The organism is Pseudothioclava alba (genome assembly GCF_033100795.1).
Classification (GTDB): domain Bacteria; phylum Pseudomonadota; class Alphaproteobacteria; order Rhodobacterales; family Rhodobacteraceae; genus Pseudothioclava.
The window spans coordinates 224,563-246,347 of the sequence record NZ_JAWLVI010000001.1 but is presented as its reverse complement, the minus strand read 5'-3'; the positions used below and the strand labels follow the sequence as shown (position 1 = coordinate 246,347).

23 protein-coding genes are annotated in these 21,785 nt (G+C 64.0%); 15 read left to right on the top strand and 8 right to left on the bottom strand.

Annotated elements, in window-relative coordinates; all coding sequences use genetic code 11:
• Positions 1–6 precede the first annotated feature (6 nt).
• On the bottom strand, positions 7–1,608 hold the full coding sequence (locus RYZ20_RS01190; RefSeq protein ID WP_317670053.1) for a divergent polysaccharide deacetylase family protein: 1,602 nt from the start codon (positions 1,606–1,608) through the stop codon (positions 7–9).
• A gap of 177 nt (positions 1,609–1,785) precedes the next feature.
• Between RYZ20_RS01190 and RYZ20_RS01185 the strand changes: the two genes are divergently transcribed.
• The 6 genes from RYZ20_RS01185 (at position 1,786) to lexA (ending at position 6,628) form a co-directional block, all read left to right on the top strand.
• Positions 1,786–2,373, top strand: a complete 588-nt coding sequence (locus RYZ20_RS01185) for an anthranilate synthase component II (protein ID WP_317670052.1) — start codon at positions 1,786–1,788, stop codon at positions 2,371–2,373.
• The gene (gene trpD / locus RYZ20_RS01180) at positions 2,370–3,389 is read left to right on the top strand and encodes an anthranilate phosphoribosyltransferase (protein ID WP_317670051.1); all 1,020 of its coding nucleotides are present in this window, start codon (positions 2,370–2,372) and stop codon (positions 3,387–3,389) included. The genes RYZ20_RS01185 and trpD overlap by 4 nt, the downstream gene beginning before the upstream one ends.
• Positions 3,386–4,183 carry an indole-3-glycerol phosphate synthase TrpC gene (gene trpC / locus RYZ20_RS01175; RefSeq protein ID WP_317670050.1) on the top strand — a complete coding sequence of 266 codons (798 nt, stop codon included), beginning with the start codon at positions 3,386–3,388 and terminating at the stop codon, positions 4,181–4,183. Before trpD ends, trpC begins: the two co-directional genes overlap by 4 nt.
• Positions 4,180–4,650 carry a cyclic pyranopterin monophosphate synthase MoaC gene (gene moaC, locus RYZ20_RS01170; protein ID WP_317670049.1) on the top strand — a complete coding sequence of 157 codons (471 nt, stop codon included), beginning with the start codon at positions 4,180–4,182 and terminating at the stop codon, positions 4,648–4,650. Before trpC ends, moaC begins: the two co-directional genes overlap by 4 nt.
• A 16-nt stretch (positions 4,651–4,666) precedes the next feature.
• Complete coding sequence (locus RYZ20_RS01165) at positions 4,667–5,851, top strand: molybdopterin molybdotransferase MoeA (RefSeq protein ID WP_317670048.1); 1,185 nt, start codon at positions 4,667–4,669, stop codon at positions 5,849–5,851.
• A gap of 78 nt (positions 5,852–5,929) precedes the next feature.
• Complete coding sequence (gene lexA / locus RYZ20_RS01160) at positions 5,930–6,628, top strand: transcriptional repressor LexA (protein WP_317670047.1); 699 nt, start codon at positions 5,930–5,932, stop codon at positions 6,626–6,628.
• On the opposite strand, the gene RYZ20_RS01155 is transcribed toward lexA, so the two are convergent.
• Positions 6,622–8,634 carry a ComEC/Rec2 family competence protein gene (locus tag RYZ20_RS01155; protein ID WP_317670046.1) on the bottom strand — a complete coding sequence of 671 codons (2,013 nt, stop codon included), beginning with the start codon at positions 8,632–8,634 and terminating at the stop codon, positions 6,622–6,624. The genes lexA and RYZ20_RS01155 overlap by 7 nt on opposite strands.
• Positions 8,635–8,824: 190 nt before the next feature.
• Between RYZ20_RS01155 and gltX the strand changes: the two genes are divergently transcribed.
• The 3 genes from gltX (at position 8,825) to RYZ20_RS01140 (ending at position 12,090) form a co-directional block, all read left to right on the top strand.
• Positions 8,825–10,225 carry a glutamate--tRNA ligase gene (gene gltX / locus RYZ20_RS01150; protein WP_317670045.1) on the top strand — a complete coding sequence of 467 codons (1,401 nt, stop codon included), beginning with the start codon at positions 8,825–8,827 and terminating at the stop codon, positions 10,223–10,225.
• An 84-nt stretch (positions 10,226–10,309) separates the two neighbouring features.
• Positions 10,310–11,602, top strand: a complete 1,293-nt coding sequence (gltA, locus tag RYZ20_RS01145) for a citrate synthase (protein ID WP_317670044.1) — start codon at positions 10,310–10,312, stop codon at positions 11,600–11,602.
• Positions 11,603–11,676: 74 nt separating this feature from the next.
• Positions 11,677–12,090 (top strand): DUF1284 domain-containing protein, encoded by a 414-nt coding sequence (locus tag RYZ20_RS01140; RefSeq protein ID WP_317670043.1) that lies wholly within the window; start codon positions 11,677–11,679, stop codon positions 12,088–12,090.
• Between the two features lie 56 nt (positions 12,091–12,146).
• Here the strand turns inward: RYZ20_RS01140 and RYZ20_RS01135 are convergent, their stop codons facing one another.
• Positions 12,147–12,698: a biotin transporter BioY gene (locus RYZ20_RS01135; protein ID WP_317670042.1), complete on the bottom strand. Its 552-nt coding sequence runs from the start codon at positions 12,696–12,698 to the stop codon at positions 12,147–12,149.
• 211 nt (positions 12,699–12,909) lie between these two features.
• Between RYZ20_RS01135 and RYZ20_RS01130 the strand changes: the two genes are divergently transcribed.
• The 4 genes from RYZ20_RS01130 to RYZ20_RS01115 all read left to right on the top strand — a co-directional run bounded on the left by RYZ20_RS01130 (position 12,910) and on the right by RYZ20_RS01115 (position 16,381).
• Positions 12,910–13,584, top strand: a complete 675-nt coding sequence (locus RYZ20_RS01130; RefSeq protein WP_317670041.1) for an SDR family NAD(P)-dependent oxidoreductase — start codon at positions 12,910–12,912, stop codon at positions 13,582–13,584.
• 114 nt (positions 13,585–13,698) lie between these two features.
• Positions 13,699–14,484 carry a 5'/3'-nucleotidase SurE gene (gene surE / locus RYZ20_RS01125; protein ID WP_317670040.1) on the top strand — a complete coding sequence of 262 codons (786 nt, stop codon included), beginning with the start codon at positions 13,699–13,701 and terminating at the stop codon, positions 14,482–14,484.
• A complete protein-coding gene (locus tag RYZ20_RS01120) occupies positions 14,481–15,152 on the top strand; it encodes a protein-L-isoaspartate(D-aspartate) O-methyltransferase (RefSeq protein ID WP_317670039.1) in 672 nt (223 codons plus the stop codon). Before surE ends, RYZ20_RS01120 begins: the two co-directional genes overlap by 4 nt.
• A 56-nt stretch (positions 15,153–15,208) precedes the next feature.
• The gene (locus tag RYZ20_RS01115; RefSeq protein ID WP_317670038.1) at positions 15,209–16,381 is read left to right on the top strand and encodes a peptidoglycan DD-metalloendopeptidase family protein; all 1,173 of its coding nucleotides are present in this window, start codon (positions 15,209–15,211) and stop codon (positions 16,379–16,381) included.
• A 33-nt stretch (positions 16,382–16,414) separates the two neighbouring features.
• Here RYZ20_RS01115 and RYZ20_RS01110 read toward each other — a convergent pair whose 3' ends face one another.
• The 4 genes from RYZ20_RS01110 to tatA all read right to left on the bottom strand — a co-directional run bounded on the left by RYZ20_RS01110 (position 16,415) and on the right by tatA (position 18,877).
• On the bottom strand, positions 16,415–17,257 hold the full coding sequence (locus RYZ20_RS01110) for an ATP-binding protein (RefSeq protein ID WP_317670037.1): 843 nt from the start codon (positions 17,255–17,257) through the stop codon (positions 16,415–16,417).
• Positions 17,254–18,117, bottom strand: a complete 864-nt coding sequence (gene tatC, locus RYZ20_RS01105) for a twin-arginine translocase subunit TatC (protein WP_317670036.1) — start codon at positions 18,115–18,117, stop codon at positions 17,254–17,256. The genes RYZ20_RS01110 and tatC overlap by 4 nt, the downstream gene beginning before the upstream one ends.
• Positions 18,114–18,605 carry a Sec-independent protein translocase protein TatB gene (gene tatB, locus RYZ20_RS01100; protein WP_317670035.1) on the bottom strand — a complete coding sequence of 164 codons (492 nt, stop codon included), beginning with the start codon at positions 18,603–18,605 and terminating at the stop codon, positions 18,114–18,116. Before tatB ends, tatC begins: the two co-directional genes overlap by 4 nt.
• Positions 18,606–18,667: 62 nt before the next feature.
• On the bottom strand, positions 18,668–18,877 hold the full coding sequence (tatA, locus tag RYZ20_RS01095; RefSeq protein ID WP_317670034.1) for a twin-arginine translocase TatA/TatE family subunit: 210 nt from the start codon (positions 18,875–18,877) through the stop codon (positions 18,668–18,670).
• A gap of 171 nt (positions 18,878–19,048) precedes the next feature.
• Here tatA and RYZ20_RS01090 point away from each other — a divergent pair, with 171 nt between their 5' ends.
• The gene (locus RYZ20_RS01090) at positions 19,049–19,669 is read left to right on the top strand and encodes a MarC family protein (protein ID WP_317670033.1); all 621 of its coding nucleotides are present in this window, start codon (positions 19,049–19,051) and stop codon (positions 19,667–19,669) included.
• A gap of 41 nt (positions 19,670–19,710) precedes the next feature.
• Complete coding sequence (locus RYZ20_RS01085) at positions 19,711–20,289, top strand: retropepsin-like aspartic protease family protein (protein WP_317670032.1); 579 nt, start codon at positions 19,711–19,713, stop codon at positions 20,287–20,289.
• A gap of 187 nt (positions 20,290–20,476) precedes the next feature.
• Here RYZ20_RS01085 and RYZ20_RS01080 read toward each other — a convergent pair whose 3' ends face one another.
• A complete protein-coding gene (locus RYZ20_RS01080) occupies positions 20,477–21,712 on the bottom strand; it encodes a glycerate kinase type-2 family protein (protein WP_317670031.1) in 1,236 nt (411 codons plus the stop codon).
• Positions 21,713–21,785 lie beyond the last annotated feature (73 nt).

Genomic DNA, 21,785 nt, shown 5'->3' with positions numbered 1-21,785 from the left:
GCGGGCTTATTCGTCGCCCAGAACCAGCCCCGAGGCGGGCGCCAAGGTCACCACCCCTTCGGCGGCGGGCAGCCATTTCTGCAAGCCCGAAACGCTTTCGGGCCAGCCGCTAAGCATCACCGCGACCTGCCCGTCACGCTGCGCCTCAAAGGCGGCGCGCCCAAGCATCCGCTCGATCACGGTGTCGCGGTCGCGCGCGGCGTCGATCTCACGCCACAATTCGATATGCGGCACGCCCGCGCCTTCAGCCAGTTGCGCCGCCGCATTCAGCCCCTTTTGCTGCGTGATCAACCCCAACCCCTCGCGCGCGAGCACCGCGACCATCGCCTGCGCCAGCGGGCGTTTGTTCTGGAACACCGATTTCGGCCCGTCCATGATCGCAATCGCCTCGGGGATTTGCTGGCGCCACGCCTCGACAGCGACCTCTACATCGGTCGGGACGGCATTGGCGGGCAGATCCGAGGCGAGAATTGCAACCTCCAGCCCTGCGCGGCGATAATCAGCAGCCGCCTCGCGCGCATCGGGGCGCGAGGGATCAATCGCCACGGTCACCGGCGCACCAAGCGCTTTGAGGGTCTGCGGATCAAGCCCGCCCGCCGCAACGCCGACATCCACAAGCACCACCGAGAAAAGCGGCCCGCCATCCGTCGAAAGGAAATCCGTCGCATAGCGCTGCAAGGGCGATACCGTTTCCGACACCGGCTCCGTTTCCGGCTCCTCCGCTGTGGCATCCCCGATCCGCGGCAGGCGGTTGGTCACAATCGCGGGGTCGGCGCTTAAGCCGCCCACCTCTTGGCCCATCGGTTTGCTAGGCTCCTGCGCCGAGAACACGCGCGGCATTTCGGCAGCATCGGGCAGCCCGGCAGGCAGCTCGAGCGGTTTCTCCGACGGCAGCCCCAGCACAGCCGCGTCAGTCTCATTCAGGTCGGGCTGCTCGGGTGCGGTCACTTCGCCCGCCATCTGACGCGCAGCCTCCTCGGCGGACACGACCGAGCCATCGGGCATCAGCATTTGCGATCCATCCCCCAGAACAATCGGCATCTGGTCAGGGCTATCCGGCGCAGGCGCGATGTCCGGCTCGTTTGGGGTAACGACTTCGACCTCGGCAGAGCTGGCACTCTCTTCCACCCCGCCAAGCTGCGGCACCGTTACCTCACCGGGGGGCGGCACAGGCACCGGAGCCTCTGCCTCGGGCGGGGTCTCCATCGCTTGCGCGGGCGCCTCGGTCATCGGCTGGGGTGCGGGCTCTGGCACGGCTTCGGGGCGCGCGGCGGGGGCGGTATCGGCAATGGCAATCCGGTCGGGCGTATCCTCGGGCGGCGCAACACCGGGGGCCGAAGGGGCCGCAAGTGTCGGCGCCTGCGGCGGCGCGGGGCGTGCGGGTGCGGTATCGCCCTGTCCCTTGGCAAACTCGGACCCCGCCGGAACCTCGACAATCGTCGGAGCTGCCGCAACGGGTTCAACCTTCGCAGGCATCCGCGCGGCAGACAAGGCCGCCGCCAGATGCGCACCGGGGGTCTCGGGCAAGGGCAGCACCAGCGACATCGCCCCCAGACCAAGCGCAGCCAGCACGCCCCCCGTTCCAAAACCAGCGATCACACCACGCATCTTCTGCCTGCTCCCTCGGTTTCTTTGCCCATTTCCGCGCCCTTCGCGGGGCTTTCAGCCCTTGACCCCGACGCAGGGCTCTGACCATCTATAGCGCGACGAATTTTCCGGTTCACCCCCAAATGCCGGAGACAGCCCCGAAAAGCCCATCCGGGCCAAAGACGAAAGCCGAGAGCCATGCTTCTGCTCATCGATAACTATGACAGCTTTACCTACAACCTTGTCCATTACTTTGGCGAGCTTGGCGCGGATGTGAACGTCGTGCGCAATGATGCGCTTGATGTGCAAGAAGCGATGGGCATGGGGGCCGAAGCGATTGTGCTCTCGCCCGGGCCTTGCGATCCGGCGCAGGCGGGGATCTGCCTGCCGCTGACGCTGGCGGCTGCCGAGGCGGGTGTGCCGCTTTTGGGGGTCTGCCTTGGCCATCAGACGATTGGTCAGGCATTCGGCGGCAAGGTCGTGCGCGCGGGCGAGATCGTGCACGGCAAGATGGGCGAGATCATCCACGAAGGCAAAGGCGTGTTCCGCGGCCTGCCCTCGCCCTTCCTTGCGACGCGCTACCACTCGCTGGTGGTCGAACGCGAGACCCTGCCCGACTGCCTTGAGGTCACCGCCTGGCTTGAGGATGGCACGATCATGGGACTGCGTCACAAGACGCTTCTGATCGAGGGCGTGCAATTCCACCCCGAGTCGATTGCCTCTGAACACGGCCATCAGATGATCCGCAACTTCCTCGAAGAGGCCAAGGTAAAGGTGAGCGCATGAGCGACTTGATGAAACCCCTGATTTTCGCGGCCTCCGAAGGGCCGCTCAGCCGCTCGCAGGCGGAAGAGGCGTTCGGGTTGCTGTTCGAGGGTCAGGCGACGCCCGCGCAAGTGGGCGGCTTTCTGATGGCGATGCGCGCGCGCGGCGAGGCCGTGTCGGAATACGCTGCCGCCGCCGCGACGATGCGCGCGAAATGCGTGCCCGTCAAAGCCCCCGAAGGCGCGATGGATATTGTCGGCACCGGCGGCGACGGGATGGGGACGCTGAATATCTCGACCGCGACGGCCTTTGTCGTGGCGGGCGCAGGCGTGCCGGTCGCCAAGCACGGCAACCGCAATCTTAGCTCGAAATCGGGTGCGGCGGATGCGCTTGGCGCGCTTGGGATCGAGGTGATGAAGGGCGCAGAAACCGTTGAGCGCGCACTCGCCGAAGCCGGGATCGGTTTCATGATGGCGCCGATGCACCATCCGGCGATGAAACATGTGATGCCCGTGCGCCAAGAGCTTGGTTGCAAAACGATTTTCAACATCCTCGGGCCGCTGACCAACCCTGCTGGCGTCAAGCGGCAGCTGACCGGCGCTTTCGCGCCTGACCTGATTTACCCGATGGCCGAGACGCTGAAGGATCTGGGGTCGGAAAAGGCGTGGCTCGTGCATGGCGAGGACGGGATGGACGAGATTTCCATCACCGGCCCGACCTCGGTTGCGGTGCTCGAAGATGGCAAGATCAAGGGGCGCACCATCCACCCCGAGGATGCGGGGCTGCCCGTTCACCCCTTGCGCGATATTCTGGGCGGTGCACCAGCCGAGAACGCCGCTGCCCTGCGCGCTCTTCTGGAAGGCGCGACGGGGGCGTATCGCGATGCGGTTCTGTTCAACGCCGCTGCTGCGCTGATCGTGGCGGATAAGGTTTCCGACCTGAAATCGGGAGTCGAACTGGCTGCGGAAAGCATCGCTTCGGGTAAGGCGTTGCACGCGCTCGATACGCTGGTTCGCATCTCGCAGGAGGCCCAATGAGCAATATCCTCGACAAGATCAAAGCCTATAAGCTTGAGGAAATCGCCGCCGCCAAAGCCGCGCGTCCCTTGGGCGGGGTCGAGGCAGAGGCCCGCGCGCAAGACCCCACGCGGGGCTTTGCCAAGGCCTTGGCCGCAAAGGCAGAAACCGGCTACGGGCTGATCGCCGAGATCAAGAAAGCCTCGCCCTCCAAAGGGTTGATCCGTCCCGATTTCGACCCGCCCGCGCTGGCGCGCGCCTATGAGGCAGGCGGAGCGGCCTGCCTGTCCGTGCTGACCGACACGCCCTCGTTCCAGGGCGCGCCCGAGTTCCTGCGTGCCGCCCGCAGCGCCTGTTCTCTGCCCGCGCTGCGCAAGGATTTCCTCTATGACACCTATCAGGTCGCCGAGGCCCGCGCCTGGGGGGCAGATTGCATTCTGATCATCATGGCGTCGGTCGAGGATGCGCTGGCGGTCGAGCTTGAGGATGCGGCCTTCGGTTGGGGCATGGATGTGCTGATCGAGGTCCATGACCGCGCCGAGCTGGACCGCGCGCTGAACTGCCTGAAGTCCCCGCTTCTGGGGGTGAATAACCGTAACCTCAAGACCTTCGAGGTAACGCTGGATGTTACGCGCGAACTGGCCCCCGCAATCCTTGACGCGGGTCGCGATCTGGTTTGCGAAAGCGGGATATTCACGCCCGCCGATCTGGCCGATATGGCCGCTGTCGGCGCGCGCCGCTTCCTGATCGGCGAAAGCCTGATGCGCCAGACGGATGTTGAAACCGCCACCCGAACCCTGCTGGAGGTCGCATGAGCCTGACCCATTTTGACGCGCAGGGGCAGGCCCATATGGTCGATGTCTCGGACAAAGCCCATACCGACCGCGTGGCCGTGGCCGAAGGCGCGGTGATGATGCGCCCCGAGACGCTGGACTATGTGCTGCAAGGCACCGCCAAGAAGGGCGATGTACTGGGGATCGCGCGGATTGCGGGGATCATGGCGGCGAAAAAGACCTCGGATCTGATCCCGCTGTGCCACCCCCTGCCGATCACCAAAGTCGCGCTTGAGCTGACGCCTGACCCCGATTTGCCCGGCGTGCGGATTTCCGCGACCGTCAAAACCTCGGGTCAGACCGGCGTCGAGATGGAGGCGTTGACGGCGGTCTCTGCAGCGGCGCTGACCGTCTATGACATGCTCAAGGCGGTCGAGAAGTCGATGCAGATCGGCGGCATCCGCGTAACCCTGAAAGATGGCGGCAAATCAGGCCGTTACGAAGCATAACGAAGGTAGAAAAACAATGATTTCGGTGGAAGAGGCGCTGGCATTGGTTCTGGATCTGGTCGCGCCGCTCGGGTCCGAAAGCGTGCCGTTGCGGGCCGCTTTGGGCCGCGTGATGGCCGCGCCTGCCAAGGCTCGCCTGACACAGCCGCCGTTTTCTGGCTCTGCGATGGATGGCTACTGGCTGGCATCGGCGGACCACCAGCCGAATGCCACGCTGGCGGTTATCGGGGAATCCGCTGCCGGGCGCAGCTTTGGCGGAACGCTTGGCGCGGGTCAGTGCGTCCGCATCTTCACCGGCGCGCCCGCGCCCGCCGAGGGCGGCATCGTCGTGCTGCAGGAAAACGTCACCCGCGAGGGCGAGACGATCACCCTTGGCGCCGATCTTGATCCGCGCGACAACATCCGCCCGCGCGGTCAGGACTTTGCCGAAGGGCAAGAGTTCCACCCTGCTCGCCCGCTGACTGCCGCCGATCTGGGGCTTCTGGCCGCGATGAATGTCGCAAGCGTCGAGGTCCGCCGCCGTCCCGAGATCGCGATCATCTCGACCGGCGACGAGCTGGTGATGCCCGGAGAAGCCCCCGGGCCGGATCAGATCATCTGCTCGAACAACTTTATCGTGGGCGCCCTTGCTGAAGCTGCAGGTGCCACCGTGCGGATGTTGCCGATCGCGCAAGACACGCATGAAAGCCTGCGCACGGTTTTCGCGCTGGCCGAGGGCGCCGATCTGGTGCTGACCTCGGGCGGGGCTTCGGTTGGCGAGCATGACCATGTGGGCGAAGTCGCGGCAGAACTGGGCCTTGAGCGCAGCTTCTGGAAGCTTGCGATGCGCCCCGGAAAGCCCCTGATGGCGGGGCGTATGGGCAAGGCCGCGATGCTCGGCCTGCCGGGCAATCCGGTCTCTGCCGCCGTTTGCGCGCATCTGTTCCTGATCCCGATGATCCACCGGATGCTGGGGCTGGACGCGGGCCACCAGACGCGCGCCGCCGTTTTGGGCCGCGACACCGGCCCCACCGGCCCGCGCACCCACTACATGCGCGCGCGGCTGACCGAAGGCGCGGCCCTGCCGGTGATCACCCCCTTCGACAATCAGGATTCCGCCATGCTCTCGGTTCTGGCCGAGGCAGACGCGCTTCTGATCCGTCCGCTTGGCGATGGTCCGCGCAAAGCAGGTGACGAGGTGCAGTTTATCCCGTTACGCTAAGCCCGAGTTGACACGAAAGCGGAACAGCATTAGAACATCAAGTGAACTCTTGATGGTTTTCTTCGCGAGGATAGTCTCATGTTGACGCGCAAGCAGATGGAATTGCTGGAATTTATCCAAAAGCGGATGGCGAAAGACGGCGTTCCTCCTTCGTTCGACGAAATGAAGGACGCGCTGGATCTGCGCTCGAAATCGGGCATCCACCGGCTGATTACGGCACTGGAGGAACGCGGCTTCATCCGCCGCCTCGCCCATCGCGCGCGCGCCATTGAGATTGTGAAGCTCCCCGAGGCGCTGGAGGCCAAGGGGGCGCGCACGGGCTTCGCGCCCAAGGTGATCGAAGGCGACAAGACCGACCCGCCGCGCGGCGCGATGACGATCGAGGCCGCAGGCGCGCTTGAACTGCCGGTGATGGGGCGAATTGCCGCCGGTGTGCCAATCGAAGCGATTTCCGAGGTGTCACACCACGTCGCCGTGCCGGGGTCGATGGTGTCGGGCCGGAGCGAGCATTACGCGCTAGAGGTCAAGGGCGACTCGATGATCGAGGCGGGGATCAATGACGGCGATGTTGTCGTGATCCGCTCGCAAGGCACGGCTGATAACGGCGATATTGTTGTGGCTTTGGTCGAGGGGCACGAGGCGACGCTCAAGCGCTTCTACCGCCGCAACGGGATGATCGCACTTGAGGCCGCAAACCCCGCCTATGAAACGCGCCTTCTGCGCGACGATCAGGTCAAGGTTCAGGGCCGCCTAGTCGGGCTGATCCGCAGCTATTGACGCCCCCAAGGACGCGCGCCCGCGCTCTCGGTCGCGGTCAGCCAGCGCCCGTCGGGCATCAGGGCGGACGCCCCGGTCTTATCCAGCCGACGCTTGTCCCACAGGTCGCAACCTGACCAGTCCCCGCGCGGCGCATAGCGGTTCATCACCACAATCGCGCCGCCAGCGCAGGTTTCGGGCAGGTGATCCTCGGCGGTTTTTCCTGTCAGATGCACCACGGTGCGCCCGTTGAGGCTTGCCCGACGCAGCGCCTTTTCTCCGCTGAACCCCGCCCGCTTTGCAGCCCTTTCCGGCGCGGTCGCATCGCCATCCGCCTCTAGCCAGCGTCCCGCAACAAATCGCGCCACGGGTTTCGACAGCGTTAACCCCTCGGCCCCGCGCAGGGCGATAAGCTCTCCTTCGGGCGCGAGCAACAAATCTGGGCGCGGGGCGTAACCCCATTTCAATAAAGCGAAAATCAGCGCGGCAACCGCCCCCCCGCGCAGCACACGCCCGCCCAGAATTGCCCCTGCCGCCGCCAGAGCCAACACGGGCAGCACAAACCACGGCGGCGCGGGCACCGCAAAGACCGCGCCTTCCAGCCCCGCGACCATCTCGGCCACCCAGAGCATCCACGCGATGCCCTTGCCCATCACCCAAAGCGCCGCCCCTGACAGGCCAAGGGGCGCCAACAACCCCGCCAGAACGCCCGCAGGCATCACAACCGTCCCCATCAAGGGCACCGCCAGAAGGTTCGCCAGCAACCCGTATTCCGAAACCCGATGGAAATGCGCCGCCGTAACCGGCGCGGTCGCCAGCCCCGCCACGACCGAGGTCAGCACCAGCATCGCCACTGGCCGGATCACGCGTGGGATATGGGGCGCGACGCGCGACCAATGTTCAAACGCCACGATAAGCGCGACAGTCGCCGCAAAGGACATCTGGAACCCCGGCTCGACAAGGCTTTCGGGACGCCAGAGCAGGATCAGCAATGCTGCCAGAGCCACCGTCCGCAGGCTGATCGCGCGCCGATCCAGCATCACCGCCACCAGCATCACCGCCGCCATGATAAAGGCGCGCTGCGTCGCGACCTGCGCCCCTGCGACCCAAAGGTAAACACCCGCCGCGATCAGCGCCAGAACCGCCGCGATTTTCTTGACCGGCCAGCGCAACGCTATGGGTGGCACAAGCGCCAGCCCATAGCGCACCAGCCCGAAGACAAAGCCCACCACCAGCCCCATATGAAGCCCCGAAATAGCAATCACATGAAACAGGTTCGAATCGCGCATGATCTGGCGGGTTCGCTCGGAAATCCCCGAGCGGTCTCCGGTCAGAAGCGCCGCCGCGACCGCGCCCTCCTGCCCTGCAAGCCGCGCCTGAACCGCCGCAGACAGGCGCAAGCGCAACCGATACCCCGCCAGCAAGCGGTCATTCTCCGCCGCAGGCGCAGTAATCAGAACCGGCGCGCGGGTGTAGCCCAAACCACCAAGCTCCTGAAACCATGCGAGACGGCGGAAGTCGAACCCTTCGGGCGAGGCCGGACCGTTGGGGGGCTGCAAATGCGCGGTCAGCATGACGCGTTGTCCGGGGTCGGGCAACGCGGGTTGATCTCCGTAAAGCGCCACGCGCACCCGTGCAGGCGTAACCTCCGTCGCCACTGTGGGGAGATAGACCCCGTCCAGCGTCAGGCGCGGCGCATCCTTGGCCGAGCGGTCGATCGCGACAACCCGCCCCTCGACCGGCCCGTAATACCGCCCCTCCAGCACCGGCGCGGCTACCGATTGCGCGCGCAAGGCGGCCAGCAAAACCCCAAGCATCATCATCGCCAGAACCGCCGCCGGAAGCTGCCCCCAAACTGCGCCGCGCGCCCAAGCCCAAAGCGCAAGCAGCGCGACACAGGCCAACGCCATAAGCGCCCCGATCTCCGGCTCGACGGGCAGTGCAAAATACCCCCCGATTCCGCAGCCAAGCCCGATGGGCAGCCACAGCACCAGATCGGCGCGCGCCGCCGCCAGCGCACCCGACACGCGCCAAATCCACTGAAAAGGGGAATTTCCCGCCCGTAACGGCGCGACCTGCCCTCCGCCCGCTGTTCCCACGCTTGTTTCTCCGCGCAAGGCTGCTTATGCATCCACCCGAGAAAGCCTACGGGCTTATGGTTTCCGAAAGGTTAATGCGCCTTGGCAATCCCTAAGAGGCGTTAAGAAAGGCTGCCCCATGAGCGACCAGATCGTCACCCGCTTTGCCCCCTCGCCGACCGGCTATCTGCATATCGGCGGCGCGCGCACGGCGCTGTTCAACTGGCTTTACGCCCGTGGCCGTGGCGGCAAGTTCCTGCTGCGGATCGAGGATACCGACCGCGAACGCTCGACCCCCGAGGCGACGGCAGCGATCCTGAAAGGGCTGGACTGGCTGGGTCTCGATTACGATGGCGAGCCGCTAAGCCAGTTCGCCCGCGCACCCCGCCACCGCGAAGTGGCCGAGGCAATGCTGGCCGCTGGCCGCGCCTATAAATGCTTTGCCACGCAAGACGAAATTCAGGCCTTCCGCGATGAGGCCCGCGCCGACGGGCGCTCGACCCTTTACCAAAGCCCCTGGCGCGACGCAGATCCTTCTACCCACCCCGATGCACCCTATGCCGTGCGCCTGAAAGCCCCGCGCGACGGCGAGACCGTGATCCGCGACGAGGTGCAGGGCGAGGTCACGATTCGCAATGACCAGCTGGATGACATGGTTTGTTTACGCTCTGATGGTACGCCGACCTATATGCTGGCTGTTGTTGTCGACGATCACGATATGGGCGTGACCCACGTCATCCGCGGGGATGACCACCTGACCAATGCCGCGCGTCAGATCCAGATCTATAACGCGATGGATTGGGCGGTGCCCGTTTTCGCGCATATCCCGCTGATCCACGGCCCCGATGGCAAAAAGCTGTCGAAACGCCACGGCGCGGTCGGGCTTGAGGAATATCAGGCGATGGGCTACCCGGCGTCTGGCATGCGCAACTATCTGTGCCGCCTTGGCTGGAGCCACGGAGACGACGAGTTTTTCACCGATGCGCAAGCGACGGAATGGTTTGACCTGAAAGGAATCGGTCGCTCTCCGGCGCGTCTCGATTTCAAAAAACTCGAGAATATCTGCGGCCAGCATATCGCCGCGACAGACGATTCCGCGCTTTTGCCTGAAATTGAGGCATTTCTTGCTGCGGCTGCACGGCCCGCTTTGACCGAGGCGCAGCGTCGTATGTTGGCGGATAGTCTGTTTTGCCTGAAGGATCGCGCCAAGACCTTCCCAGATCTCCTTGAAAAGGCTCACTTTATCTTTGCGGAACGCCCCTTGGAAATCGAAGAGAAGGCGCTCAAAAACCTTGATCCAGTATCCCGTGGTATACTGAAAGAATTGACTGTGCAGTTGCAAAATGTTAGCTGGACGCGAGACGAGTTGGAGGCGGCCGCGAATGGTGTCGCCGAGGCGCATGAAATTGGCTTCGGCAAGCTCGCTGGCCCCTTGCGTGCCGCTCTTGCGGGGCGTGCAGCAACTCCCAGCGTCTTCGATATGATGCTGGTTCTGGGCAAAGAGGAAAGCCTCGCCCGGATCCAGGAGCAGGCGGCCTGAGGCCTGGTCGCCGGTGCCCACCCGGGGATGGCCCCGGACGGACATTCCCGGCGCGGCCCCGCCGGACTAGAGAGAGGGACTGCCATGGCTGATAACAGAACCGCAACGCTCACGTTTGACGGCAAGACGATCGAACTTCCGATCCTGTCGCCGAGCGTCGGGCCGGATGTGCTTGATATCCGCAAACTTTACGCTCAGGGTGACGTATTCACCTACGACCCGGGCTTTACCTCGACCGCGGCTTGCGACTCGGCGATCACCTATATCGACGGCGACAAGGGCGAGCTGCTGTATCGCGGCTATCCGATCGACCAACTGGCCGAGAAGTCGCATTACCTTGAGGTTTGCTATCTGCTGCTGAACGGCGAACTGCCGAACCGCCAGCAGATGGAGGATTTCGAGTTCCGCATCACCCGTCACACCATGATCCACGAGCAAATCCACAACTTCTTCCGTGGGTTCCGTCGTGACAGCCACCCGATGGCAACGATGGTGGGTGTGGTTGGCGCAATGTCGGCCTTCTATCACGACAGCCTCGACATCAACGATCCGTGGCAGCGTGAGGTTGCCTCGATGCGCCTGATCGCGAAACTGCCGACGATTGCGGCGATGGCCTATAAATACTCGATCGGCCAGCCCTTCGTTTACCCGCGCAACGACCTCGATTATGCGTCGAACTTCCTGCACATGTGCTTCTCGGTTCCGGCCGAGCCTTATCATGTGGAGCCTGCGCTGGCCAAAGCGATGGACCGTATCTTCACGCTCCACGCCGATCACGAGCAGAACGCCTCGACCTCGACCGTGCGTCTGGCCGGTTCGTCGGGCGCCAACCCGTTCGCCTGTATCGCGGCTGGTATCGCCTGCCTCTGGGGTCCGGCCCACGGCGGCGCAAACCAGGCTTGCCTTGAGATGCTGCGCGAGATTGGCACCGTCGATCGCATCCCCGAGTTCGTGGCCCGCGCGAAAGACAAGAACGATCCGTTCCGCCTGATGGGCTTCGGTCACCGCGTCTACAAGAACTTCGACCCGCGTGCGAAGGTCATGAAGGAATCGGCAGACGAGGTGCTAGAGCTTCTTGGCGTCCACAACAACGAGACGCTGCAAGTCGCTAAAGAGCTTGAGAAAATCGCGCTTTCGGACCCCTACTTCGTCGAGAAGAAGCTGTATCCGAACGTCGATTTCTACTCGGGCATCATCCTTGAGGCGATGGGCTTCCCCACCTCGATGTTCACGCCAATCTTCGCGCTCTCGCGCACCGTCGGCTGGATTTCGCAGTGGAAAGAAATGATTGGCGATCCGGCGGGCAAAATCGGCCGTCCGCGTCAGCTGTATACCGGCGAGACCATGCGCGACTACACCGACGTGGACGCCCGCTAAGGCTGCCTACAAAAGATCGAAAGGCCGGGTTTTTCCCGGCCTTTTCCTTTTAACAGAACGGGTTACACGCCAGAATGAAAGCACCGATCCGCTATCGCCCGCATCATTTTCTCTGTTCGCTCGGGTTTGAGGGAAAGGGCTACTCGCCCGATTTTACGGCGAATATGACGGCAATTGTGATGGGCAGGCTGCGCGTCCAAGACGGTGAATCGGCGCGGATCGTGGTCGTGACCGAGGCGGACGACATCTGCACGCCCTGCCCCTCGCGGCGCGGAAACAGCTGCGAGAGCGCGGGCAAGATCGAGGCGCTGGACGCGGCCCATGCCAAAGCCTTGCGGTTGAACGAGGGCGATGAGCTAAGCTGGGGCGAGGCGCTTGACCGGATGCGCGCCCTGCCCGACACGATCCTCGATGACATCTGCGGCCCATGCCAGTGGCGCGGATTTGGCATGTGCACGGCCGCCCTGAAACGGTTGAAAAGCCTGTAGCGCAACAAAAAACGCCGCCCCCAAAGGAGCGGCGTTTTCGTTTTGAAGTCGCTAACTTAGCGCTTGGCCAGAACCGACCAGCCGCCCGAAACCAGCAGAGCCGCCAGCACCGCTTTCACAGCGTCGCCCACGAGGAACGGAGCCATCCAGCCCGACACCAGCTCGGGCATGGTTTTGCCCATAACCGCCGCCGGATAGGCAAGGCCCGGAACATAAAGTGCAACCGAAGCGACAAGGCCAACCAGCGTCAGGCCGATCATCGACTTGATGCCGCGATCTGCGGCGGCGCCTGCGATTGCGACCATCATCAGGAAGCCGAGCAGGAAGCCAGCGGTCGGGCCAAAGAACGACGCGGTCGAACCGCCATTTGCCAGAACCGGCAGGCCAGCAAAAGCCTCGGCCAGCCATGCAGCGACGGTCACAAGACCAAGGCGCGAGCCGAAGGTCATGCCGATAGCCAGAACAGCCAGCGTTTGCAGCGTCATCGGGACCGGGAACATCGGCACCGAGATTTGCGAGGCGGTCGCCAGAACCGCCGTCCCGCCCAGAACCATGGCGGCGCGGGCAACGATCGAGTTGGAGGGCACAAGAGCCTTCGAAAGAGTCATGATTTGGACCTGTCCGTTGGTAAATCCGTCAGGCGCTATTTGCGCCAGCTTGCCCCAGTATGTCAACGTTATGACGCCTTGTCATGCGCGATATTGCAAACTTACCTAGCGTCGTATTTCGCTAATTTGCAAACCTGCCGGACTGCGCGTCTCGTCGCACCCGCACGCGCCCTCTTGCGCGAGGCTTTACGCTCTGCCAAAGACCGTTTTCATGAGCACAGTGACCACACCCGCCCCGCAAGACACCAAGAAAATCGCCCTGATCACCGGCGCGTCGCGCGGGCTTGGATCGGCTTTGGCCGAGGAACTGGCCAAGGCGGGCTGGCATGTGATGGCGGTCGCGCGCACCGTCGGCGCCTTGGAAGAGCTGGACGACCGGATTCAGGCGGCCGGCGGCACAGCGACGCTGGCGCCACTGGACATCAATGAGCGCGAGCAGATGGAGCATCTGGCGAGTTCTGTCGGCGCGCGTTGGGGCGGCGTCGATTTGTGGCTGCACACGGCGATTCACGCAGCCCCCCTGACGCCCGCTGGCCATATCGACAAATCCGACATGGAGCCGTCGATCAAGCTTAATATCGCGGCCACAGCGACACTTATCCCGCTGATCGAGCCGCTTTTGCGCGCGAAATCCGGCACCGCCATGTTCTTTGACGACGACCACGCAGGCGAGAAATTCTTTGGCACCTATGGCGCCACCAAAGCCGCGCAAATTGCGCTTGCCCGTAGCTGGCAGCGCGAGAGCGAAAAGATCGGTCCGCGTGTCATCATCGACTCCCCCGCGCCGATGCCGACCGCTGTGCGCGCGCGCTTTTTCCCCGGCGAGGACCGCTCGGCCCTGACCGACTGCCGCGTCGAGGCCGCGCGGATCGTCGCCTCGCTGTAACCCTGTTGCCGACAAGACTCGCACCGGGCGCGAATCGCGCCCGATGAGCTTTGCGCTTTACCCGCCCCGACCGCCCGCGCTAATCAGGCAGGGAACGTAATTTTCGGGGGTCTCATGCGCATTCTCATCACGAACGACGATGGTATCAACGCACCGGGGCTTGAGGTTCTGACCGAAATAGCGACCGATCTGGCGGGCCCCGAGGGCGAGGTCTGGACCGTCGCCCCCGCGTTCGAACAGTCGGGGGTGGCGCATTGCATCAGCTATACCCACCCGATGATGATCGCCCGCCTTGGCGAGCGCCGCTTCGCCGCCGAGGGCAGCCCTGCCGATTGCGTGCTGGCCGGCCTTTACGATGTGATGGCCGAGGCGCGCCCCGATCTGGTGCTTTCGGGCGTGAACCGCGGCAACAACGCCGCCGAAAACGCGCTCTATTCGGGCACCTTGGGCGGCGCGATGGAAGCCGCGTTGCAAGGCGTCCCCGCGATCGCCCTGTCGCAATTCATCGGCCCCGAGATCGTCCACGCCCCCGATATGTTCGAGGCCGCGCGCGTCCACGGCCCCACCCTTGTCCGCAAGATATGGGAGAACGGCATCTGGGACGATGGCGATTACCGCGTGTTCTACAACGTCAACTTCCCCCCCGTTCTGGCCCAGAATGTCAAAGGCACCCGCGTCGGGCCGCAGGGCTATCGCCGCGACAGCTTCTTCTCGGTCGAGGCGCATCATTCGCCCCAAGGCAAGCGGTTCTTGTGGATCAAAGGCGGCCCGCAGCATGAACCGACCGCAGCGGGCAGCGACGCAGCGCTGAACCTTGAGGGATATATCTCGGTCACACCGATGCGCGCCGATCTGACCGCGCATGACCTGCTTGGCGCGCTGAAGGATCGCATCGAATGACGGACGAGCCGGATATTCCGCTCAGCGCCGAGGAACTGGCCGAGCGCAAGATGCGCTTTTTGTTCAGCCTGCGCTCAAAGGGAATTACCGACGCGCGCACGCTTGGTGCGATGGAGCGGATAGACCGCGGGCAATTCGTGAAGGGGCTTTTCGCGGATCGCGCCTATGAGGACATGCCGCTGCCCATTGCTTGCGGGCAGACGATCTCGCAGCCCTCGGTCGTGGCACTGATGACGCAGGCGCTGGCAGTTGGCCCGCGCGACACGGTGCTGGAGGTCGGCACGGGCTCAGGCTATCAGGCGGCGGTTCTGTCTTGCCTCAGCCGCCGCGTCTACACCGTTGATCGCCACCGCCGCCTTGTGCGCGAGGCGGAGGCGCTGTTTTCGCGCCTTGGCCTGCCCAATATCACCGCGATTTCCGGTGATGGCTCGCGCGGGCTCCCGGATCAGGCGCCCTTTGATCGTATAATCGTGACCGCCGCCGCCGAAGACCCGCCCGGCCCCCTGTTGTCGCAGCTCAAGATCGGCGGTATCATGGTTGTGCCTGTCGGGCAGTCGGACGCGGTGCAAAGCCTGATCCGCGTCACACGCACCCAAGAGGGTTTCGATTACGAAGAGTTGCGGTCTGTTCGTTTCGTTCCTTTGGTTGAAGGTCTGGCTGCCGACTGACCACATAGCGAATGGTCCGGTAAACAGGGCCAGAAAACGAGAGGACGAGCGGAGAGATGATGAACCGGACAAGCGTATTGCGGCTGCTGGCCGCCTCCAGCGCCCTGATGGGACTGGCAGCCTGTGACCCGGACGGCACCTTTGATGCGGATCTGCGCAACTGGGGCCAGATCGGCTTTGATACGACCGATGCGGCGCGGCAAGCCAGCGCGAGCCGCCCCTCCCCAGATGCGCGCGGCGTGATTTCCTATCCCGGCTATCAGGTCGCGGTCGCGCGCAGCGGCGACACTGTGCAATCCGTCGCTGCCCGCGTGGGCGTCGATGCGCAAACGCTGGCAAGCTATAACGCGGTCGCCCCGAATGCGACGCTGAACAAGGACGAGGTTCTGGCCCTGCCCGTGCGTGTCGCCGAGCCCGCAACCAACGCTGGCGCGATCCAGTCGGGCGAGGTCGATATTACCTCGCTCGCAGGGGCCGCGATTGACCGCGCGGAGACGAGCCAGCCGAAAGCCTCGACCACCGCGCCGAAGCCCACGCCTGTGCAGGGCAAACCCTCTGGCCCCGAACCGATCCGCCACAAGGTCGCACGCGGCGAGACCGCCTATTCCATCGCGCGCTATTACAATGTGCCGGTGCGCAATCTGGCCGACTGGAACGGCCTGCCCGCCGATCTGAGCGTGCGCGAGGGCCAGTTCCTGCTGATCCCCGTCGCCAATGCCACCCCGCCGAAAGCTGCAGCCACCGCCCCCGGTGACGGTTCGACCACGCCCACCCCGCCGTCAGCCGCGAAACCCCTGCCCGCCGAGGTGCCGCCCAAAGCCTCGGCCCCCGTCGACAAGACGGCAGCACCGGATCTTGGCAAGCAGGTCACGGCCTCGAAGTCCAAGCTGGAAATGCCGGTCTCGGGCGCGGTGATCCGCCCCTATTCCAAGGGCAAGAACGATGGCGTGGATCTTTCGGCCACTCCGGGCGCGGCCGTCCATGCCGCCGAGGCCGGGACCGTCGCCGCGATCACCAAAGACACCGAGAACGTGCCGATCCTTGTGCTGCGCCATGCGGACGGGTTGCTGACGGTCTACGCCAATATCGACGCGATCACCGTGAAGAAAGGCGACAGCGTCAAGCGCGGCCAGAGCATCGCGAAAGTGCGTAACAGCTCGCCGGGCTTCATCCACTTCGAGGTGCGACAAGGCTTCGAGAGCGTCGATCCGATGCCGTATCTGCAATAAGGAAAGGGGCCGCGAAGGCCCCTTTTTCATCGCTTACAGGCTAATGCCACGCCGCCCTGCCAGATCGGTGAAATACTGCCACGCTACCCGGCCCGAGCGACTGCCGCGGGTGTGATACCACTCGACCGCTTCGGCGCGCATGTCTTCGGGCGAAATATCGACACCGTGCGCTTGACAATAGCCCTCGATCATCGCGAAGAACTCGTCTTGCGAACACGGGTGGAAGCCCAGCCACAGCCCGAAGCGATCCGACAGAGAAACCTTTTCCTCGACCGCCTCGGCAGGGTTGATCGCGGTGGAGCGCTCGTTCTCGATCATGTCGCGCGGCATCAGGTGGCGCCGGTTCGAAGTGGCGTAGAAGATCACATTGCGCGGCCGCCCCTCGATCCCGCCATCCAGAACCGCCTTGAGCGATTTGTAATGCTGGTCATCATGGCTGAACGACAGGTCATCGCAAAACAGGATAAACCGCGTATTGGGCGCCGCGCGCAGATGCGCCAGCAACCGCGACACCGTCGGCAGATCCTCGCGCGACAGCTCGACCAGTTTCAGGTTCGCCCCTTCGGCCAAAGCCGCCGCATGGACCGCCTTTACAAGCGAGGATTTCCCCATCCCGCGCGCGCCCCACAGCAGCGCATTATTCGCCGCAGCACCCCGCGCGAATTGCAGCGTATTGGCCAAAAGCGTATCGCGCGACCGGTCGATGCCCTGCAGAAGCGACAGATCCACCCGCGAGACCTCGGGGACAGGCACCAGACGATCGGGCGCGGTTTGCCACAGATAGGCGTCGGCCGCATCAAAATCGGGCGCGGGCAAGGGTGCTGGGGCAATCCGCTCCAGCGCTGCGGCAATCCGGTTCAATGCGGCCTCGTTCATGCCTTGTCCTCGTCTTCGTCGAATTCGGATTCAAGGTCTTCATCCTCGAACCACGTCCCTTCCGCGATCATCCGCTTTTTGCGTGCCGCCTCGATGCGGGCGACAAGCTGGATCGAAATCTCGTAAAGACCATAGACGACGGTGAACAGGATCACCTGCGAAATAACATCGGGGGGCGTTGCGACCGCGGCCACGACCAAAATCGCCACCACCGCATATTTGCGCACGCCCGCCAGACCGGCCGAGGACACCAGCCCCGCCTTGCCCATCAGCGACAGCAGCACGGGCAACTGGAAACATATCCCGAAGGCCATCACGAATTTGATCGTCAGCGACAGGTATTCCTGAACCGAGCCCTGGAACCCGATCGCCGCCATTTCATTCGCCGCATCCGCCGCATCAAGCCCGCCTTGCTGGAAGCCAAGGAAAAAGCTGAACGCCATCGGCAGAATGATGAAATAGGCAAACGCCGCACCAAGGAAGAACATCACCGGCGAGGCCAGAAGGAAGGGCAGAAACGCGTTCTTTTCGGATTTATACAGCCCCGGCGCGACAAAGCGCCAAAGCTGATAGGCAATCACCGGGAAAGACAGCGCGAAACCGCCAAGGAAAGAGATGTTGATCGCGACGAAGAAGCCTTCCTGAAGCTTGATCAGGTAAAGCCCGCATTGCTGCCCGCGATCGGCCAAAGCCAGACAGATCGGCTGGGTCAGGATGTTGAAGATCGGATTCCAGAAGCCGTAGCAGATCACCATCGCCACCACGAAAGCCGCGAGCGAATACAACAGCCGCGTGCGGAGTTCCGCCAGATGCTCGATCAACGGGGCCGAGCTGTCATCCAGATGCTCTTCGGCGCTCATACGTCACCCTTTTTCGCGGCAGGTTTCCTGGGGGCGGCCTTTTTCGGGGCGGCAGGCTTTGCCGCTGCCGGTTTGGCCGCCGGAGCCTTCTTCGCCGCAGGTTTGGCCACAGCCTTCTTTGCTGCGGGTTTGCGCGGCTCGGGTTCGCCCGCAAGCTCGTCAGCCGAAGGCGCATTCGAAGCCGGCGAGACCGAGGCGAGCTTGGGCTCCCATTTCTCGAACTTATCGGTCGCCTTTTCCAGCGCATCAAGGCCGAGCGATTTTTTCGACGCCAGCCCCTTGAGATCGTTCAGGTTGCTGGCCGCGTCCTTGATACCGCTTTCATTGGCCGCGTCCTCCATCGCGCGCGAAAACTCGCGCCCCATCGCACGGGCCTTGGCGGTCAGCCGCCCGAGCGTGCGGAACATGCCGGGCAAATCCTTTGGCCCCACCACGATCAGCGCCACAACGCCGATCAGCAGAAGCTCGCTCCAACCGATATCGAACATGAGTGTCCAGCCTTTCGTGGCACCTCAGGGGGCCGGGCGCCCCCCGCAATCCGCCGTTCGGATCAGGCTTTGTCTTTTTCGTCCGCGGGCGTCACGTCGCGCGCGTTCGCCGCTTCCTCGATTTCCTTGGTCTCTTCTTTCACGCCCTTCTTGAAGGCGGTGATGCCTTTGCCGACCTCGCCCATCAGCGACGAGATCTTGCCGCGCCCGAAAAGCACCAGCACCACGACAGCGATCAGAAGAAGCCCCGGAAGGCCGATGTTGTTAAGCATGTTTCTCTCCCCGTTGCGGGTTTCCCCCGCCGGTTGGTTATTCTGCCTTACCATTTAAGAAAAGCTGAGGCCCATTCAAAGCCCCAATCGACAAAACCACCCGAAATTTCGCGTGATCCCGGCACCATCTTCGCCCTTGCGCCAGCGCGCGGCGGTTGCGATAGCTGTCAGATGAACTGGCTCGAGTATCTCAATGCGTTTGTGACGCTTTTCGTGGTGGTGGACCCGATCGGTCTGGCGCCGCTTTTCCTTGCGCTGACCCAGGGCATGAGCCGCCCCGAGCGCCGCCGCGTGGCCCTGCGTGCGGTCATGATCGGCGCGGTGCTGCTGACGCTGTTTGGCCTCTTGGGCGACAAGCTGTTGCAGACCATCGGCATTTCCATGCCCGCCTTCCGCATCGCGGGTGGGGTTTTGCTGTTCCTGACCGCGCTGGACATGCTGTTTGAACGGCGCACGCAGCGGCGCGAAGGCCAGCAGGTCGACCCCGAGCACGACCCCTCGGTCTTTCCGCTGGCGACGCCCCTGATCGCAGGCCCGGGCGCGATGGCCACGATGATCCTGCTTGCAGGCGCGCCTGACGCGGACGCCATGCATATCGCGGCGATCCATCTGGTGATGCTCGGCGTTTTGGCCGGCGTGTTCTTCATGTGCATCCTCGCGACCTTCACCGAAAAGCTGCTGGGACGCACCGGCATCATGGTGGTTACGCGGCTTTTGGGGATGCTTCTGGCGGCGCTGTCGATCCAGTTCATTCTGGACGGGATGGCGGGGGCCGGGCTTTTTTCCCCGTGACAAAACGGGGGCCGCCACCCATATCGGGGAAAGGAGGCACCATGGACAATTTCGACACTGGCCGGCTTATCTATCTGATCTTGCTGCTGATCGCGGTTGGCGGCTATGTCATCAACGCGGTGTTCCGCTCCCCCCGCCGCTCGGCGCAGCATCTGCTGATCTGGGCGTTCATTTTCATCGGGGTCATGGGGGCGGTCGGGCTGTGGAAAGATGTCTCCAACACGATGATGCCCCGCCAGTCGGTGCTGGACAACGGCACGATCGAGACCCCTCTGGCGCCGGATGGCCATTACTACCTGACCGCAACCATCAACGGCGAGGACATCCGCTTCATGGTGGATACCGGCGCCTCGGATATTGTGCTCACGCGCGAGGATGCGGCCCGCGTCGGCATCAACCCCGCCACGCTGAGCTTCTTCGGGCAGGCGCAAACCGCGAACGGTGTGGTGCAGACCGCGCCGGTGCGGCTTGAGACGCTGGTGCTTGGCCCGATCCATGACCGCGACATCCGCGCTATCGTGAACGGCGGCGCGCTGGAGACCTCGCTTCTGGGGATGAGCTATCTGACGCGGTTTGCGAAGGTGGAACTCTCGCGCGATCGGCTCAAACTTGAACGCTAGGTCTTGGCATTGCCGCGAGGCCGCCTTTTTTCCGCCCCAATTGGAAAGTTAGTTAACCTTCGTAAACAGGAGGTTTCCCATGCCGAGCTTCGACACTATCGCCCTTGCGATCATCGCCTTTGTCGCCATCCGCGAAGCCGTCCGGCTCCTCGCCCCCGCGCGCGATACGCAAAACACCTGAGACCCGTCAGCCGCGGATCAGCACCGCCAGATCCGCCACATTCGTGCCCGTGCCGCCCGTCATCAGCAGCGCATCAGCGGCCATAAGCGCGGGATAGGAATCATTCTCGGCCAAAGCCGCCTCGGGGGAAAGTCCCGCCAGACGCATCCTCTCAAGGCTATCCGGCCCGACCACACCGCCCGCCGCATCTGTCGGCCCGTCGCGCCCGTCGGTCCCGCCCGACAAGAACACCCAGTCACCGGAAATGCCCGCCGCCTCGGCCGCGCAGGCGACCCGTAGCGCAAGTTCCTGATTGCGCCCGCCTCGCCCCTTGCCACGCAGCGCAACCGTGGTTTCGCCTCCGAAAACCAGCACCTCGCCAGAAGCCATTTCCGCAAGTAACGCGGCGATCCGCGGGGCCAGATTGTCCACCCGGCCAGCAAGCGCAAACGGCCCTTCTTGCGCCCCCGCCCGTAGCATCGCCGCAACCGAAAGCGCGTTGCCGCCGATCAGCACATTTTGTGCGGGCGCGGTGGGTCGCACGGCCTCGGCACCGGACAGGCGGGCCTGCACAGCGGCTGGCAGTTTTGTCCAGATGTCGAAATAGCGGCACAGATCTGCCGCCTCGTCCACACTGCCGATCCGCCCGACCGTCGGCCCCGAGGCGATCACCCGCAGATCATCGCCTGGCACATCCGACAGGATCAACGCCGTCACAGGGGCCGCAGTGTGTGCGCACCACCCCCCGCCCTTGAGCCGCGACAGATGCTGGCGCACAAGGTTCATCTGCACAATATCGGCCCCCGACCCCAGCAACGCGCGCGCGACCTCGGCCTTGTCGGCAAGCGTCACGCCCCCGACCGGCGCGACCGCCAGCGCCGAACCACCCCCCGAGATCAGCGCCAATAGCCTGTCTGCGGGCGTAAGTGCCTCAAGCGTTTCAATAATCGCGCGTCCCGCCGCAAGGCTTCCCTCGGCCGGAACAGGATGATCGCCCGCGATGACCCTTATCCCGTCGGGCGCCGATGCGGGCATATTCTCGGGATTGGTCACCACCAGAATCGCCGCCTCGGGCAGAGCCTCGCGCGCAGCCTGCGTCATCGCCAAAGCGGCCTTGCCAAGCGCGACAATCTGCCACCGCCCGCCAGCCCCCGGCGGATCGGTCAAAACCTCCGGCAGCGCAGCACGCACACCCCGCGCGGGGTCCGCCGCTGCGACCCCCGCCCGAAACAAGGTTTCCGCCCGTTTTCTCAATTTATCCACGCCCGCCTCCCCCTTGCTGGCACTTTGACTATCCACGCGGGCGCGTTTCTGCGCAAGCCGTCCGGCGTGCGGG